Genomic DNA, 16,780 nt, shown 5'->3' with positions numbered 1-16,780 from the left:
GAGCTTTCAAAATTAAATCGCAGCTCCTAATTTTAGGAAATTAGGCGGAAAAATAACAAATTTGCAAAAAAATAGTTTTATGGTTTTACCGATTGTAGCATATGGAACTCCTGTATTGAGAGCGGATTGTGAGGAGTTTGAAGAAGGAACAGATTTATCAGAATTAATTTCCAACATGTTTGAAACCATGTACAAAGCATCTGGAGTTGGTTTAGCAGCGCCACAGATTGGGTTGGATAAACGAATTTTTATTGTAGATGCTTCGCCATTTGGAGAAGAGGAACCTGAAAATGAAATCGAAGCAAAAAACTTTGAAATTCTTAAAAACTTTAAAAAAATCTTTATTAATCCTATTATTGAAGAAGAAACAGGTAAGAAATGGAATTTTTCTGAGGGGTGTTTAAGCATTCCTGGAATTCGAGAAGACGTCAACCGTCATAACACGATAACCATTTCCTATTTTGACGAAAATTGGGAGTTTAAAGAAGAAACCTATACTGGCATCGCTGCACGTATTATTCAACATGAGTATGATCATATAGAGGGCATACTATTTACAGATTACTTATCCCCTTTAAAGAAGCGTTTACTCAAAAGAAAACTAAACGATATTTCTAAGGGAAATATTTCTGTAAATTACAGAATGAAATTTCCAAATAAATAAGTTTTTTTTCTATCTTTAGAACCTTTTATAACTTGTTAGACATTGCCCCAAATTATTTTAAAAAAAACACACTATGAAACGAATACTTATTTTATTTTCTTTAGGATACCTAATGTTTAGCTGTGGGGGCGAACAAAAGGAAGCTGTAAAGGGGCAAGAAACTGAAGCTAAAGAAGTTGTAGAGACAGAAAGTAAAGACCCTGCTGAAGAATCGAAAGATTTTAAAGAACTTCAAGAGTTAGACGAACAACGTGTGAAGAACGACTTAACCATTGACTTAAATATAGCCAAAGAACTTTACTCAAATGCTATTGCTTTTAGCAAGGATTACCCTGAAAGTAAAAACTTAGAAACGGCTTTGGTATATGCTGCTAAAGGAGCTGAAGATATTGGTAATTATAAAGAAGCTGTAGAAATTTATCATCAACTAGCAAATGACTTACCTGAATCGAATAAAACCGTAGTTCACCTTTACAACAAAGGAAAGGTTTTAGAAGAAAAAATGGGTAAAATTGATGCTGCTAAAGCTGCTTATAAAGAATTAATAAAAAGATACCCAAGAAATCCACTTTCTAAAAGTATGAAAACCTACTTAAGCAAAGGAATTATAGATATGACTGCTGAGGAAAAGATTCTTTACTATAAGGAACTAAATCAAGAGTAATTTTCTTTTGGACATAGGCGTGAAGTATTTATACCTTTTAGCTGCTGTTTTTATCTTATCTAGTTGTTCTACTAGGAAATATGAAAAAACACAATATGCCTCATTAAAAACATTAGAAAAGCAGCTAGTAAATACAGATTTAACATTAAACAAAGAAGTGGCTGATTCGTTGTATCGAGAGTCACTTTTTTTTGACTCTATTTTTCCGAAAAGTACGCACAAAGAAGAAGTGCTTACTTTAGCAGCCAAAAGTGCAGATGGCTTAAATAAAAACCAGGAAAACATTAAAATCATAGAGCTTTTACTGCGCCACTTTCCTCAATCGAAAAATGCTCCTATTTATTTATATAACAAAGGAAAAATTTATGAAGAGAAAATCGGTAATATCAATAAAGCAATTTCTATTTATCAGCAAATTATTGAAATATATCCCGACCATGAACTTGCTAAAAGCCTAGCTCATTATATCCCTTTTTTACAAAAATCTCCTCAAGAGCAACTTGACTCTTTTAAATAATGATGAATGAAAAAACTACTCTTCCCTATAGCATCTTGCTTGATACTAACTAATTGTTCTAATAACGATTCCATGAAGAATATAGAAAAAGCTGAAATAATAAAAGCTCCTGTTTGTGAAAAACACCCTAAAGAACTCCACACACACAACGACACAAGAATAGATAACTATTTTTGGTTAAATGAAAGGGAGAATCCAAAGGTTCTTGACTATTTGAATCAAGAAAATAATTATACCGAAAACCAATTGGCTCCAACCGAACAACTTCAAGAAGAACTATTCTTAGAAATCAAAAGTAAAATAAAAGAAGAAGACCAATCTGTTCCATATTTCTATAATGGTTATTACTATATCTCTAGATTCGAGAAAGGTAGCGAGTACATGATCAAAAGTAGAAAAAAGGGGACTCTTGATGCCCCTGAAGAAATTTTACTTGACTGCAATGAATTAGCTAAAGGAAAAAGCTTTTTTCAATTATACGACAATGAAGTAAGCCCCAACAATGAACTTTTAGCCTATTCTACTGACACTGTGTCTAGAAGAAAATACGATATTCACTTTAAAAACCTTAAGTCTGGTGAGCTCTTAAAAGAAGTCATTCCCAACACAACAGGAGCGATTACTTGGGCCAATGATAACCAAACTATTTTTTATACATTACAAGATGAAGAAACTCTTCGCTCGTACAGAATCATGAGACACACAATAGGGACTTCTCCATCTGAAGATGTGATCGTTTATGAAGAAAAAGATGAGCAATTTGATACTTATGTCTACAAAACAAAATCCGAAAAGTATATCGTTATTGGTTCTTCGAGCACATTAACCGATGAGTACCTTTTATTAAATGCAGATACTCCCCATGGTGAATTTATCCCTTTTAATCCTAGAACTAAAGGTGTTGAATACGCTATTTTTCATAAAGATGACCAATTCTATATTTTGACCAACCTAGATGCTCAAAATTTTAAGGTAATGGTCTGTGCTGAGAACGAAACAAGCATTAAAAACTGGAAAGAATATATTCCCCATGATGAACAAATCTTAATTGAAAACATTGATGTATTCAATGACTTTATGGTCATCTCTGAACGCAAAGATGGCTTAGCACAATTAAAAGTGATCAATTTAAAGACAGAGGACTCTTTTTATATTCCTTTTAATGACCCTACCTACTTTGCTGAAACGACTACAAACATTGAATTTAATACGAATAAATTAAGGTACAATTATAATTCATTAACCACTCCTAGCTCAATTTATGAGTTTGATATGCAAACCAAAACACAAAAGTTGTTGAAGCAAACGACAATTATAGGAGGACACAATCCTAGTGATTATATTTCTAAACGCTTAATAGCTACTGCTAGAGATGGTGCTCAAATACCGATCTCACTGGTCTATAAAAAAACGACTGAAATTACTCCAAACACACCCTTATTACAATATGCTTATGGTTCTTACGGTATTAATGTGGAGCCTAACTTTAGTATTAGTAGATTAAGTTTACTTGATAGAGGATTTGTTTTTGCTATCGCACACATCAGAGGAAGTCAAACACTTGGTAGGTCATGGTATGAGGATGGAAAATTCTTAAAAAAGAAAAATACATTTTTTGATTTTATTGACTGTTCAAACTATTTAATTGAAGAAGGCTATACTTCTCCTGATAACTTATTTGCAGAAGGTGGAAGTGCTGGAGGTTTACTGATGGGAGCTGTTATTAATTACAATCCTGAACTCTATAAAGGTGTTATTGCTGCTGTTCCATTTGTTGATGTGGTGACGACTATGTTAGATGCTTCTATTCCTTTAACTACAGGGGAATATGAAGAATGGGGTAACCCAAATGATAAGGTTTATTATGAATATATGAAATCTTATTCTCCTTATGACAATGTAAAAGCTCAAAATTACCCTAACCTATTAGTAACAACGGGACTTCATGATTCACAAGTTCAATATTGGGAACCAGCAAAGTGGGTTGCTAAACTTCGAGAATTAAAAACTAATGACAATTTACTTCTACTAAAAACCAATATGGAAACTGGCCATAGTGGCGCTAGTGGCCGTTTTGAATATTTAAAAGAAACCGCTTTAGATTATGCTTTTTTAATTCATTTAGCCAATCAAAAAAATTAATATGGAGTATCGTTTTCTAGATAAACACTATTCGATCAAACGCTATCCCTCTAACAGCAATAATTCCCTAAAACCATGGAATGCTGGAGATGAATTGACGTTAATTTATTTAGAAGATTTACTTGATCAAAACTCCAAAATCATTATTGCTAATGATGATTTTGGCTTTTTAGCTACTACGCTCAACACCTATACCCCAATAAGTATTGTTAACAACAAGACGCAAGAATATGCTTTAAAAGCAAATAGTAAGATCAATAATTTCGAATTACTTTCTTCGCAATTGGTCTCGCCATTGGAGCACCTAAACACGAAGCACAATCTTGGTCTACTTAAAGTACCTAAATCAATAGATTTATTTGAACTTTATTTGGCTCAAATCCATCAAAACTTAACAGATGACGGACGCATCATTTGTAGTTTTATGACGAAATATTTCACACCTCAACTCTTAAAAGTTGCCAGTAAGTATTTCGAAGATATTCAACAAACAAAAGCCCATAAGAAAGCACGATTAATTGTTCTTCAGAAAAAGAAAACGAAGCAACTAATCCCGTTACATCATCTCAATTATAAAGGGAATGAGCTTCAACAGTATTATGGTGTTTTTTCAGCATCCAATATTGACTATGCCTCTCAATTTTTAATTGATCACCTTATTATTCAAAAAAATGAAGAAAAAATTCTAGACTTGGCCTCTGGAAATGGTATTTTAGGGTTAATGGCCTTACAGCAGCAACCTCATGCAGCTGTAACCTTATTAGATGATTCATTTTTGGCGATTGCTTCTTCTCAATTGAATTTACAAGCCTATAATTGCTCCTATATTCACGACAATACTTTAGCAACAATTGCTGACTCTTCTTTTGATCTAGTGATTTCTAATCCACCTTTTCACTTTGGCTATGAAATCAACATCAGTGTCCCACTTGGAATGTTTTCTCAAGTAGCTCAAGTTCTAAAGCCTAATGGGCGCTTTATAATGGTTGCCAACAACCATCTTAAATACCTCCCGCACCTAAAACATAAATTTTCGACTGTTAAGGTGCTCCAAGAAAACAAACGGTTTAAAATCTATGAATGTCTAAAGTAATTTTTAAAGCTTAACAATTTCATGAGCTGAATCAAACACAAAATCAGACGTTTTAATGATAAAGAGCGTTTCACTTAAATAAATTTGTTCTGCCTGAGGAAACAGCTCTAGAATATTTGCTGTCATTTCATCATTATCTGAAATAAAAAAATTAAATACAGGTTGATGATTTTTATTGTTAACATCATCTAAGTACCAGGTTTTATTAGAGACATGCTGATAAACCTTTAAATCCTCATGAACATTATAAACAATGCCGTTTTCTTTAGAAAACATTGTGTTTTTCTTTGCTTTCCAATAGGTAGCTAACCCTTTTTTCAATTGATATTTATCGATAGCACGATCCATTAAAGAGGTTTCGTAAGGATATAAATTTAAATAATTATGGACTCCTTTTATATTCACACCAAAAAGGGCTCCCCATACGATCATTCCTGTCCAAGCACCCCCAATCCCTCTTAAAATACGCTCATTAACTTTCCAAATTTTATGGATGGTATAAGGCAAAAGAAATACGAGAAGAATTACTCCATGATAATTATAGCGCAAGGAATCTAATCCCGTTATTTTTCCAATAAAAACTGGAGAAAACAACACGACATTAATCATTAAAAACAATAATAAATCGCCAAATTCAGGTTTATGTTTTAGTCCGCTGACAAGATGAAAAGCTTGCAAACAATAAGAGACTATAGCCAAAAAGAAAACTAAAGATACCCATGAGAAATCCATCAGGTATTTCAATGTTTGCTTAAAAAACAACTGAACAGAAGCTACAATTTTTTCCCAAGTAGGATCAATATCAGTATGGGGAATGGATAACCATTCCAGTTCTTTATTTAATTTTAGAAATGCAAAACCTAATAAACTACCTATAACTGCATAAAGCATCCCTTTTTTTAAATTGATCTGCTTCTCTTTACCGTTCAAAATCAAAAAAACGATCCCAACTAGAATTAAGGGCACTACAAAATTTACGATTAAAGACTTGTCAGAAATAACGCCTACAAATACAAGAGCGGTATACAATAAAGTAGAAAACCAATGCTCTATTTGATAAAGCAATACCACCAACCAAAGCGCCAATATAAAACTTCCCAAATGGTAAGAATTAATGATAAAATAAAAAGAGAAAAGAAAGTCATTTGAGAAAACTGCTGGAAGAAAAAACAAAAACAGTAATCCTATTCCTAAGACTTTAATTGACCTAGGCATAGCTAGTAATTGTCCTATTCTATCTAGCAATACAACAATACCAAAAACTTGAAATATGGCAAAAACTAAAGCGACCAATTTAAAATCAGATTGCAACAGTTTCATCAACACAAAATGAAACCCCATATCTGGAAAAAAGTTTGGAGCAGGATTAAGGTTAAAGTCTTTAAAGTGATTATGGTGCTCAAATAAATCGACATAAATCGAAGGTAAATATAAGGTATCTGAATTAAAGAAGTGTTTTTCAATTTGCACGATGTCTGCATTTCCTAAAACAAAAAAAACGACAAACACAGCATAGATCAGGTATACTATATTTTTAATCCATCCTTTTTTCACGCTCATTTATTTTCAGCAAATAGTGTCAGTTATTTAATCTCAAAGTGACCAATATCACAAAGGATAACTATTCCTTAGTATAATTTTGTTATATTATATTCTGCTAAAGTAAGTTTATTATGAATTATTGGGAAATATTTATTACATCTTTTGGAAACTATGGAAATTATATCTGGCAAGAAATCACTTTTCAAGTTTCCCCTTGGTATGTTAACTACTTTTGGTTACTGACCTTTCTTTCTTTAGCTGTTTGGGGGCTAGAAATACTATTCCCTTGGCGAAAAGACCAAGCGATATTTAGGAAAGACTTTTGGCTAGATGTTTTTTATATGTACTTTAATTTTTACTTATTTAAGCTGGTTATTTTTGTTGCTTTTTCCAATGTTACGGCTGCTCTTTTTGAAAGTTTATTTCCTAATGGAGCAAACAGTTTGATTCTTTATGATACCAAACAACTCCCTTATGCAATACAGCTCGTTGTATTCTTTGTTGCTCTGGACTTTATTCAGTGGTTTACCCATGTCTTATTGCATCGTTATGAATTTTTATGGAACTTTCACAAAGTTCATCATTCTGTTGAAGAAATGGGATTTGCCGCTCATTTAAGGTATCATTGGATGGAAAATGTATTCTACACTCCAATGAAATATATTGTTATGGTCTTAATTGGTAACTTTAATCCTGAAGACGCCTTTATTGTCTATTATATTTCTATTGCAATTGGCCATTTAAATCACGCTAATATCAACATCTCCTATGGTCCTTTAAAGTATATTATTAACAATCCTGCTATGCATATTTGGCATCATGCTAAGGCATTACCTTTAAAACATCGTCATGGCGTTAATTTTGGTATTAGCCTTAGTATTTGGGACTATCTTTTTAAAACGGCTTATATTCCATCCAGTGGAAGAGATCTTAAACTAGGCTTTAACAACATTAAAAAATTTCCTAAAACATTTTTAAAGCAAATTATCTACCCTATCAATAAAAATGATTAAGTTTAGACTATGAGCACTATTTTAAGTAGAATATTACAGAATATATCCACTAGGATTATCTTTATTATATACTTGCTTATTATACTGACAACTGCTTTCTTCTTAACCTACGGCTATTATAATAATTTAAGCCTACAAGAACAAAGGCAGTTTGATAAATTAAAGGCTGTAGTGGTTTCTATAGGAAATAACATTAACGGAGACAGCCATCAACAATTAACTGATAATAATACAGCAAAAGATGAATTAAAGCATGTGAAGCAAAATGTTCTTTACGATGAAATTCATCAGATTTTAAACCAAGCTAAAGTTGATAATAATTTAAACAGTACTGTTTACACCCTTTTGTATGATAGTATTGATCATCAATTTAAATATATTGTTAGATCTGATACGCAAGTGTATTATCGTCATGCATACATTAACTCTCCAGACATCCTCCTGGATAATATGGAAACTGGTGGTACGATTCCAAAATACATGTCAGAAAACGGGACATGGCTATCTGCTTTTCATCCTATAAAAAACTCAAAAGGAGAAGTTGTTGCCTTATTAGAAGCTGATATTTCTTTTGATGAGTTTTCTAATATCGTTAAAAAACAATTTTATAATCAGGCAATCATCTCTATTGTTGTAATTGTGCTAATAGCACTTATATTTATTCCTTTTACCAAACAAATCTTAGATAAAGATCATGAACAGAAATTATTGTTTATAGAACAAAACAAAATTATTTCGGAGAAAAACAAAGATATTATTGATTCTATTAATTATGCATTAAAAATCCAACGTTCCATTCTACCGTCATTATCTTATTTAAAAAAGTATGTTCAAGATTATTTTATCATTTTCAAACCAAAAGACATTGTAAGTGGCGATTTTTATTGGTCTTATGAAGATGAGCAACACCTCTATATTGCTGTTGCAGATTCCACAGGGCATGGTGTTCCAGGCTCTATGGTTAGTATTGTATGTTCGAATGCCTTAAGTAGAGCAGTAATTCAATTAAAACTAACCAATACTGCTGAAATTTTGGATCATGTAAAAAAATTCGTAATCAAATCTTTCCAAGACGGAATGAATGATGGTATGGATATTTGTTTTTGTAGACTAGATAAATCAACCAAACAATTACAATACTCTGGGGCCCACAACCCTCTGTTGATTTTTTCTGATGGTGAATTAAAAACCTTAAAAGCTTGTAGACAACCTATCGGAAGGTATCGAAAAGAGCAACCTTTTTCTTGTGCTGAAGCACAATTAAAAACGGGAGATCTAATCTATCTTTTCACCGATGGATATTATGACCAATTTGGTGGAGAAAGCAATAAGAAAATGAAAATTAAAACTTTCAAAACATTATTAGCCAAACATCATTCCCAACCGATGGAAAAACAAAAAGAATTATTTGAAAACTACCTTAACAAATGGAAAGGAGATAATGAACAATTGGATGACATTACTGTTTTAGGAATTAAAATTTAACCATGAAAGATATCATTGACGGAATAAAAGCTTACGGTTCTGCTATTGGATTAATTAATAAATTGAATCTTTGGAAATACTTCTTGATCCCTGCTTTAATTGGCCTACTCACTGGAGGAATTATTCTATTTATCTCTTATTCTGTAGCAGATAATATTGGAGATAGAATAGCAAGTTACTGGACTTGGGAATGGGGAAAATCTGTTGTAACTGAAATCAGTCATTGGATTGGAGGTTTATTGGTTTTAATCGTTGGCATTACTATTTACAAACACATTGTAATGGCGCTTTCTGCTCCTTTTATGAGCCCAGTATCGGAAAAAGTGGAAGTTCACCTCACTGGAAAAGAAATTGATCTTTCTGATACTTGGCCTGAGTTTATGGAATTGTTGGTAAGAGGTCTTAGAATTAATATTCGAAATTTGTTTTTTGAACTACTCTATACTTTACCATTGATGTTATTAAGCCTTATTCCTGTACTAAACCTTTTTTCTACTGTATTGATTTTTTATATTCAATCGTATTATGCTGGTTTTGGTAATATGGACTATACCATGGAACGTTACTTTGGTTATGGAGATAGTATTCAATTTGTAAGAAGACACCGTGGAACAGCAGTTGGGAATGGCTTTTTATTTTCTATTATGCTTTTTATTCCACTAATAGGAATAATGCTCACTCTGCCTATTTCTACTGTAGCTTCAACTACCGAAACATTAAAAAAATTAGAAAGTGAAAACAGAATAAAACTCCTTCCTAAAAAGTAGTGTACCATACATCTCTATTTGCATTATAAATAATATGAGAGTTTCTATTCTATTCTTTATTCCCCTCTTTTTTGTTCAATGTGCTCAATCACAAAACAACGCCAATCACAACACTACTGAGGTTCTAGAATCCGCTACTCAAATGAACGACTCTACTAACTCAGCCAACAACAGGCCTCTTCCTCAAGAATCAACAGATGATCGTTCTATAATTGTACAACGCCTAGCCAAAAAAATTATTAATCAGCAACCTTTAACTGTTCAACTCTATGTACCACTTTGCGACAATGAAAACCAAGGCATTGTTCCAACCTCCGCAAGTTTAGGAAATGGTTTGGATTTAAAACGCAACCTCTATTGGGCAACTAGTAAAGGAGTTAAACGCTATTTTAAAGAGCTCTCGGACTGGAAATTAGTCAATAGTAAACTCAACATTAATGATGTAGTACTTGAGCGTGTTGTCTACAAGAAAACATTTAAAAATCATGCAGTTGTGTATTTGATTGCCGACGCCTATAGAGGGGATGAAATGAAGCACTGCCTTGAAGATTTTTTCAATGCTTTATCTGGGAATCGCTCCGATTCAGTTATCATTGACAATCATACTATCGCAATAGGAAAAGACGCAGACCTTTCTATTTTTAATGGACACAATGGATTAATGGACGATACCCCAACTATTTTACCACCAAAAAATCATACTCCAAAAGATGCAGCAGCCATCGCTTGTGTCTCCGGAAAGTATTTTAAAGAATACTATGAATACACCAATAGCTATCCTTTAGTTAATACCAATCATTTATTATACCCTGGCGCTTTTATTGCTGAGGGAATTATTAACCAATGGGCACTACTTGGCTCAGCTAAAGACTGTAAAATTGCCGCTGGCAAAAGCTATTATAAACACAAGCCTAAATCTGGTCCTAATGGTTCTCAGAACCTATTCAACTACGGTTGGGAGTTTTAAATCGCTACTATTTCAAGTGGTTTAACTTTCCAGCTCCTGAAATTTCTTCTTTTACGATTTGTGGACGCCCATAATAACTAACCTTACTAGCCCCACTTAAATCTACTGAAAACTCTTTCTCTACATGCATGACAGCTTTAGAAGCACCCGAACTTTCTAGACTTAGAACATCAAAGGTTAAATCTTCACAATTCATTTTTGAAGCTCCACTCACTACAATTTCTCCCTCAGCTACATAACCTGTTAAATCTAACTCTGTTGCTCCCGATGACGCAATTGTTAAACGTTCTACTTCTAGATTTCCTAATAAATGTGTTGCACCAGAAGACTCTATCGTTAGTTCATTGGTTTTGAAGTCAGCAATATTAATCTTTGCAGCCCCTGAACTTTCTATATTTACAATATCTGGCATATATACTGTTGCTATACAGGTCAAATTCTTATAAACTCTATTTCCTTTTAGTGAGAAAGAAAGTTCCTCTCCTGTTTGTTTGACTTCTACAAACGCTTCAACATTCTCATTACACTTTAGCACAACCTTATATTCATCCGACTGAACAATATTGATTTTAAACAAATTGTGTACAGCGATTGCGTTAAAACCAGTATACGCTAACTCTTTTTCAATTAACTTTTTAGATCCTCTTAAGGATTCAACTTTACAACTATTTAATAATAGTAATGCTACAAATAAAATAATAGTACCTCTCATAATTATTCGATTATATTTATCATTCTTCCTTTTCTATTTACCCAAGTAGTATGGTTTAAGTCATGCTCTCCTCTTACAGAGCACATTAGGTCTTCTATATTACCTCCAAAATCTAACTCCATACCCTCTGGGACTTTTAATACAACTTTAATATTTTGACCTCTAAATTTAGCCTCGTGAGGGATCGTAAAATAGTTGGATAAAACAATTTTGTTCCCTTCTGTGTGGTAGTTATATCCTATTTCATTCGCATGTTCTACTGCAAATTGTTCTTTACTTCCTCTAGCTCTTTTGATAATTTTTAATTCAATGGAATCCGTCTCAGAAGGTTCAACCACTAAACGAGGGAAAGCTAACAATGTAGCCGAATCTGTTAGCCGAACCATTTCATTCAAAATAACATCTCCATCATTTCGAATTAAATTAGGAAATAACTCATTTGACTCCAGTTCCACCAATATCGTTCCATCATCAACCGTTAGATAATGACTTTCTACAATATTCCCCGAAGATTCATCAAAATTCTTAGCCAGATAAACACCAACTAAAAATAACATACAAATAGATATTATCCATAACGTTAGTGCAGCAATTTTTACCGAGCCAAACTTATTTTTTATTCCAAACAATAATTGTAATCCTCGAATCACAAAATAACTAATAGGCATCAGCAATAAAACAATCAGACTATAGTAAGCTAGTATATGGTGTGTTTCTGATTCAAACAACAAACCTAATAAATCGGATAGGGAAATACTCTGTTCAGAAATTAGACTTAACAAATCTTCATTAAATATTATAACAACAACAACTAAACCTACGATCCCCCCAATTAAAAAGATAAAACCTGTAAACTTAGAAAAGACTTTTATAAATCCTGTGAATAAGGTTACTAAACCTTGTGTAAGTTTATGAAAGCCTTTTTTTATTTTTCTTTGATTGGTTTCATCTCCTAACTCATTTTTTACTTTATCAAATTGATTTTTAATTGAAGAAACATCTATCTTTTCTCCTTTCATTCTCAATTTCTCAGCTATAGTCTTTGCTTCAGGAATGGCAAAATATAAAATAAGATAAATCAAAATACCTGATCCTCCCATTAATGTAAATACTATAAATAAGATTCTAAAAGCAATGGGATCGATTCCAAAATAAGCTGCTAAACCACTACATACCCCTCCTAAAATTGCATTTTCGGTATCTCTATATATTTGACGTTCTTTTTGATAAGATTTCTCTTGCTTTTGAGCTGTTTCGGTTTGATATTCCGTATAGCTCTCTTCCTCAACTACATATTCTTCTGGGGCTCCCATAATTTCGATCATCGCCACAACATCAGCCTCTACGACAACCTCCTTTTGAGCACTTAACTTTTCCTTAAATAACTCTGCTATTCTACTTTCAATATCATGCATGATTTCAACACGCTCCTCCTCAATTGAAAATTGAGCACTAATCGATTCTAGATACACCTGTAAAGTTTGATATGCTTCTTCCTCTATATTAAAGATAAAATTAGCAATATGAACTGTTATTGTTTTTTTCATGTTTCTATATTTTTTTCAATATGAATCTCTCATATTGATCAACTCGTTTTACTTTTTAGGTTCTTTGGTTATTCGGTTTACTGCTGCATAGAGGTTCTCCCATGTTTTTTCTAACTCTGAAAAAAATAACTCCCCCTCCTTTGTCAGCGAATAATACTTCCTCGGTGGCCCTGAACTAGATTCTTCCCATCGATATGTTAAAAATCCTGCATTTTTCAACCTCGTCAATAAAGGATACAACGTTCCTTCTACTACTAAGAGCTTTGCTTCTCTCAATTCTGTTATAATATCTGAAGGGTATGCCTCTCTTTTATTTAAAATGGAAAGAATACAATACTCCAGTATTCCTTTACGCATTTGGGCCTTTGTATTCTCTATTTTCATTGATTCATCTAATTTGACAATACAAACATATATAAAAATATAGTACTATGCAATACAAAGTACTATATTTATAAAAAAAGCGTGCTTTCCAACACGCTTTTTTTATTTAATCAATTCATTTAAATCTTTACTCCTATTATACAGATATCATCTACTTGTTCATAGTTACCAGCCCATTTCTGATATTCTTTTCGAAGCGCATCACCTTGCTCTGTGATTGGTGTATCCTGTAAAGTAAGTAAAAAGCGTTTGAATGCTTTATACATATATTTCTTCCCTTTCTCACCTCCAAACTGATCTGGAAATCCATCGGTAAAAAGATAAACAGCATCGCCTTCTTCCAGTTGCACTGTATAATTCACAAACGGAATCGGATGATCTGTCTTTCCTATTGGTCTTCTTGTAGCTTTAAGTTCGTTTAGACTATCGAGTTGTTTTACTGCTACGGGATCTCCATTAGTATCTACAATAACTTTAGCACTTTTTCTGACAATATAGATGGAGTTATTCGCTCCTGAATATTGCAATACTTTAGTACTTCGGTTTAATGAACATAAGGAAGCGTCCATACCATCATTGATACTCTTACTTTGATGCTTTGCAAAAGATTCTACAACAAATTCTGAGAGTTTTTCTAAAATTTGATGAGGCTGTGTTAAACTATACTCAGTAACAGCTCTATTTAAACCACTAAAACCAACCATACTTACAAAGGCTCCCGGCACACCATGACCAGTACAATCTACTGCGGCAAATAATAATTCTTCTTCTACTCTTTTTAACCAATAAAAATCTCCACTAACAACATCCTTTGGTTGGAATAAGACAAAACTATTGGGCATTAAATATTGCATTTTACTATCTGGAAGAATTGAATCCTGAATTCGTTTGGCATAGTTAATACTATCCATTATTTCATTATTCTTCTCTTCAATTTCATGGTTTTTTTGTGTGATCTCTTTATTCTTATGTGTAATTTCTATGTTAGCATTTCTAATTTTTATATAAGAATAGATTCCAGCGATAACGATTCCAATGCAAATACTATAAAACCACCATGTTTGCCAGAATGGAGGTCGAATTACAAAGGAGAATTTTACTGGTTCTTTATTCCAGATCCCCTCATTATTACAAGATTTCAATAAAAAGGTATATTCTCCTGGTTTTAGGTTTCCATAAATAACAAAACGTTTATCTTCACGTTCCACCCAACCTTTGTCCAAACCGACTAGTTTTGTTCGATAACGTACTCCCTCTGGGTACTTATGACAGATCCCGATATAATTGAATGTAAAATAGTTTTGATTGTAGTCCAATTCTAATCCTACAGGAAAACCATTCTCATCAATGGAATCTGCATACATAGACCAATCTGTTGGTTGAGAGAACAATTGAATATCCTCTATATGAGTTTTGCTCTCTACAGTATTTGGAAAATCTAAATAAGGGTTAATCTCTAACAACCCTCTATCAGTCCCAACAAGGATGTGTCCATTACTATCCAACGCCATCGCATTGTTATGCAAAGAACCGATATCAAACCCTTTCTTAGCATCATAATGACGAATATCAGTAATCTTCCCAGCTGTAATGCTGATTTTATCTATACCATCGATTTTTCCTGCCCAAAGATTTCCCTCTTTATCGAAACACATTGAATATATCGTATTGTTATTAACCGTATCACCTTTATATACAGGGTAAAAGTGATTTCCCTCTCTATAAAAAATACCTTCACTATTTCCAACCCATAATTTTCCTGATTGATCGAGCACCAAACTTCGTGTTTTACTTGCACTTAACCCTTGTTCTTCTGTGACCTCAGTTAATTGCTTCCCATCATGATTAAAAACTCCATGCTCTGTTGCATACCACCATAAGTGATCTGCTGTTTTATTCATAGAAAAGACACCAATTCTATCCATCCCAAGGGAATCGTTGATATACTCTATTTTATTGTTTTTAAATTCGGCTACTCCAGTAACAGAACTCCCCAAAAAAGCCCTGTTATTATCAATAAAAATACATTCACCTACAAAACGATGGTTCAATGAAGTTGTATTAATATTTTGCACCTTTTCATCTTTATAAATATTAATCCCTTGTTTGGATAATAGTAGTACCGATTCTCTATGTTGTCCGATACCTTTTATAACATCTCTTTTTTCAGAGCCTACTTTGATTAGTTTAGAATTCTCGCTGCTATCTATAAGTACAGCTCCATCATTAGTTCCTAACCACAATCTGTTTTTCAAATCAATAAAAACACTTTTTACATCATTACTGACATTATTAAAGTTATTCTTTATCGTAATTGATTGATTCGTTAACTTAGAAACACCCCCTGTTTTAAAAGTTACCCAAATATTACCTTCATGATCTTCCATTATTTTCCAAGCATCATTTCCAGATAACCCATTTTTTTTATCTAAAAAAACTTCTTTCCCATGATTATCAATCTTAATAACCCCCTTCAATGTCGCAATCCATATATCTCCTTTAGTATCGCGAATACAAGAATGAAAATAATACTTAGAAGAATGATCATTATATTTTAAACCTACACTCGAAACCTGATTATTCTGGTATTGATACAAGCCTTTATACGTCAACAACCAAACTACACTATCAGAATATTGAAAAGAACTAAATGTATACTCTAAATTATCCTGATATTGAATATGATTAACTTTCCATTCAGGAGTAATTTGAAAGACTCCTTTTCCTAATGTTGAACACCATATACTTCCATCATTTCCTTGCCTTAGATGAATAATAGGTACATTATCTAACTCTTTATTTCCTGTAGAATAACTTATGATGGTATCGTTATCGATTTTAGCTAGGCCACTTCCTGTTGCTAACCAAACATTTTCTTGGGTATCAATTAATGCTGTATAAACCCTAGTATTAATTGTAGAGTCCTTTAGTGGATAATTAAAAAAACGATCATATGAATATTTAGAAACCCCATTATTTGTCAGGATTAGCAAAGCATCTTTTCCATAAGGGATAATATCGTATATGACATTATCAACTAAACCATCTTGCTTTGTTAATTTTTCTGTAGAAATTCCATCTAAGATGTTAATTCCCCCATCATTAGTTCCCAATAATACTGCTCCTTTGGAATCTTGTGCTATTGCAAAAACAGAATTCTTGGACAAACCTTTATTTTCATTAAAATTATAAAAGCCATACTGCTGTGCAGTATAGCTTTTGATCATAGCCCCTAGTACTATTAGGGTTAAAAAGGTTCTAAAAAGAAACTTCATTTCTTCTT

The 16,780-nt window shown here is 32.8% G+C and carries 14 protein-coding genes; 9 read left to right on the top strand and 5 right to left on the bottom strand.

Annotated features, from left to right (window positions below):
* Window positions 1-79 precede the first annotated feature (79 nt).
* The 5 genes from def (at window position 80) to N4A35_07280 (ending at window position 5,080) form a co-directional block, all read left to right on the top strand.
* A complete protein-coding gene (gene def / locus N4A35_07300) occupies window positions 80-664 on the top strand; it encodes a peptide deformylase (GenBank protein ID MCT4581207.1) in 585 nt (194 codons plus the stop codon).
* 73 nt (window positions 665-737) lie between these two features.
* Entirely contained in the window at window positions 738-1,328 is a 591-nt protein-coding gene (locus N4A35_07295) for a tetratricopeptide repeat protein (GenBank protein MCT4581206.1), read from the top strand.
* A gap of 19 nt (window positions 1,329-1,347) precedes the next feature.
* Window positions 1,348-1,845: a hypothetical protein gene (locus tag N4A35_07290; GenBank protein MCT4581205.1), complete on the top strand. Its 498-nt coding sequence runs from the start codon at window positions 1,348-1,350 to the stop codon at window positions 1,843-1,845.
* Window positions 1,846-1,917: 72 nt separating this feature from the next.
* Window positions 1,918-3,987 (top strand): S9 family peptidase, encoded by a 2,070-nt coding sequence (locus N4A35_07285; protein ID MCT4581204.1) that lies wholly within the window; start codon window positions 1,918-1,920, stop codon window positions 3,985-3,987.
* Window position 3,988: 1 nt separating this feature from the next.
* Complete coding sequence (locus N4A35_07280) at window positions 3,989-5,080, top strand: methyltransferase (protein ID MCT4581203.1); 1,092 nt, start codon at window positions 3,989-3,991, stop codon at window positions 5,078-5,080.
* 3 nt (window positions 5,081-5,083) lie between these two features.
* On the opposite strand, the gene N4A35_07275 is transcribed toward N4A35_07280, so the two are convergent.
* Window positions 5,084-6,640 carry a hypothetical protein gene (locus N4A35_07275; protein MCT4581202.1) on the bottom strand — a complete coding sequence of 519 codons (1,557 nt, stop codon included), beginning with the start codon at window positions 6,638-6,640 and terminating at the stop codon, window positions 5,084-5,086.
* 113 nt (window positions 6,641-6,753) lie between these two features.
* Here N4A35_07275 and N4A35_07270 point away from each other — a divergent pair, with 113 nt between their 5' ends.
* The 4 genes from N4A35_07270 (at window position 6,754) to N4A35_07255 (ending at window position 10,854) form a co-directional block, all read left to right on the top strand.
* Window positions 6,754-7,635: a sterol desaturase family protein gene (locus tag N4A35_07270; protein ID MCT4581201.1), complete on the top strand. Its 882-nt coding sequence runs from the start codon at window positions 6,754-6,756 to the stop codon at window positions 7,633-7,635.
* A gap of 72 nt (window positions 7,636-7,707) precedes the next feature.
* Entirely contained in the window at window positions 7,708-9,120 is a 1,413-nt protein-coding gene (locus tag N4A35_07265; protein MCT4581200.1) for a SpoIIE family protein phosphatase, read from the top strand.
* A 2-nt stretch (window positions 9,121-9,122) separates the two neighbouring features.
* Complete coding sequence (locus N4A35_07260; GenBank protein MCT4581199.1) at window positions 9,123-9,887, top strand: EI24 domain-containing protein; 765 nt, start codon at window positions 9,123-9,125, stop codon at window positions 9,885-9,887.
* A gap of 34 nt (window positions 9,888-9,921) precedes the next feature.
* Entirely contained in the window at window positions 9,922-10,854 is a 933-nt protein-coding gene (locus N4A35_07255; GenBank protein ID MCT4581198.1) for a hypothetical protein, read from the top strand.
* A gap of 7 nt (window positions 10,855-10,861) precedes the next feature.
* Here the strand turns inward: N4A35_07255 and N4A35_07250 are convergent, their stop codons facing one another.
* The 4 genes from N4A35_07250 to N4A35_07235 form a co-directional block, all read right to left on the bottom strand.
* Window positions 10,862-11,566, bottom strand: a complete 705-nt coding sequence (locus tag N4A35_07250) for a DUF2807 domain-containing protein (GenBank protein ID MCT4581197.1) — start codon at window positions 11,564-11,566, stop codon at window positions 10,862-10,864.
* 2 nt (window positions 11,567-11,568) lie between these two features.
* Window positions 11,569-13,113, bottom strand: a complete 1,545-nt coding sequence (locus tag N4A35_07245) for a PspC domain-containing protein (protein MCT4581196.1) — start codon at window positions 13,111-13,113, stop codon at window positions 11,569-11,571.
* Between the two features lie 48 nt (window positions 13,114-13,161).
* Window positions 13,162-13,497, bottom strand: a complete 336-nt coding sequence (locus N4A35_07240; protein ID MCT4581195.1) for a PadR family transcriptional regulator — start codon at window positions 13,495-13,497, stop codon at window positions 13,162-13,164.
* A 119-nt stretch (window positions 13,498-13,616) separates the two neighbouring features.
* Window positions 13,617-16,772: a SpoIIE family protein phosphatase gene (locus N4A35_07235; GenBank protein ID MCT4581194.1), complete on the bottom strand. Its 3,156-nt coding sequence runs from the start codon at window positions 16,770-16,772 to the stop codon at window positions 13,617-13,619.
* Between the last annotated feature and the right edge of the window lie 8 nt (window positions 16,773-16,780).

The sequence above is a fragment of the Flavobacteriales bacterium genome, from assembly GCA_025210295.1.
In the GTDB taxonomy this organism is placed as follows: Bacteria; Bacteroidota; Bacteroidia; order Flavobacteriales_D; family Parvicellaceae; genus S010-51.
This window is presented reverse-complemented; position numbering and strand designations above follow the sequence as displayed.

What these genes read in the sequence shown, in the direction of transcription:
- def (MCT4581207.1), top strand. Translation starts at nt 80, where the DNA reads ATGGTTTTACCGATTGTAGCATATGGAACTCCTGTATTGAGAGCGGAT.
- N4A35_07295 (MCT4581206.1), top strand. Translation starts at nt 738, where the DNA reads ATGAAACGAATACTTATTTTATTTTCTTTAGGATACCTAATGTTTAGC.
- N4A35_07285 (MCT4581204.1), top strand. Translation starts at nt 1,918, where the DNA reads ATGAAGAATATAGAAAAAGCTGAAATAATAAAAGCTCCTGTTTGTGAA.
- N4A35_07280 (MCT4581203.1), top strand. Translation starts at nt 3,989, where the DNA reads ATGGAGTATCGTTTTCTAGATAAACACTATTCGATCAAACGCTATCCC.
- N4A35_07275 (MCT4581202.1), bottom strand. Translation starts at nt 6,640, where the DNA reads ATGAGCGTGAAAAAAGGATGGATTAAAAATATAGTATACCTGATCTAT.
- N4A35_07270 (MCT4581201.1), top strand. Translation starts at nt 6,754, where the DNA reads ATGAATTATTGGGAAATATTTATTACATCTTTTGGAAACTATGGAAAT.
- N4A35_07260 (MCT4581199.1), top strand. Translation starts at nt 9,123, where the DNA reads ATGAAAGATATCATTGACGGAATAAAAGCTTACGGTTCTGCTATTGGA.
- N4A35_07255 (MCT4581198.1), top strand. Translation starts at nt 9,922, where the DNA reads ATGAGAGTTTCTATTCTATTCTTTATTCCCCTCTTTTTTGTTCAATGT.
- N4A35_07250 (MCT4581197.1), bottom strand. Translation starts at nt 11,566, where the DNA reads ATGAGAGGTACTATTATTTTATTTGTAGCATTACTATTATTAAATAGT.
- N4A35_07245 (MCT4581196.1), bottom strand. Translation starts at nt 13,113, where the DNA reads ATGAAAAAAACAATAACAGTTCATATTGCTAATTTTATCTTTAATATA.
- N4A35_07240 (MCT4581195.1), bottom strand. Translation starts at nt 13,497, where the DNA reads ATGAAAATAGAGAATACAAAGGCCCAAATGCGTAAAGGAATACTGGAG.
- N4A35_07235 (MCT4581194.1), bottom strand. Translation starts at nt 16,772, where the DNA reads ATGAAGTTTCTTTTTAGAACCTTTTTAACCCTAATAGTACTAGGGGCT.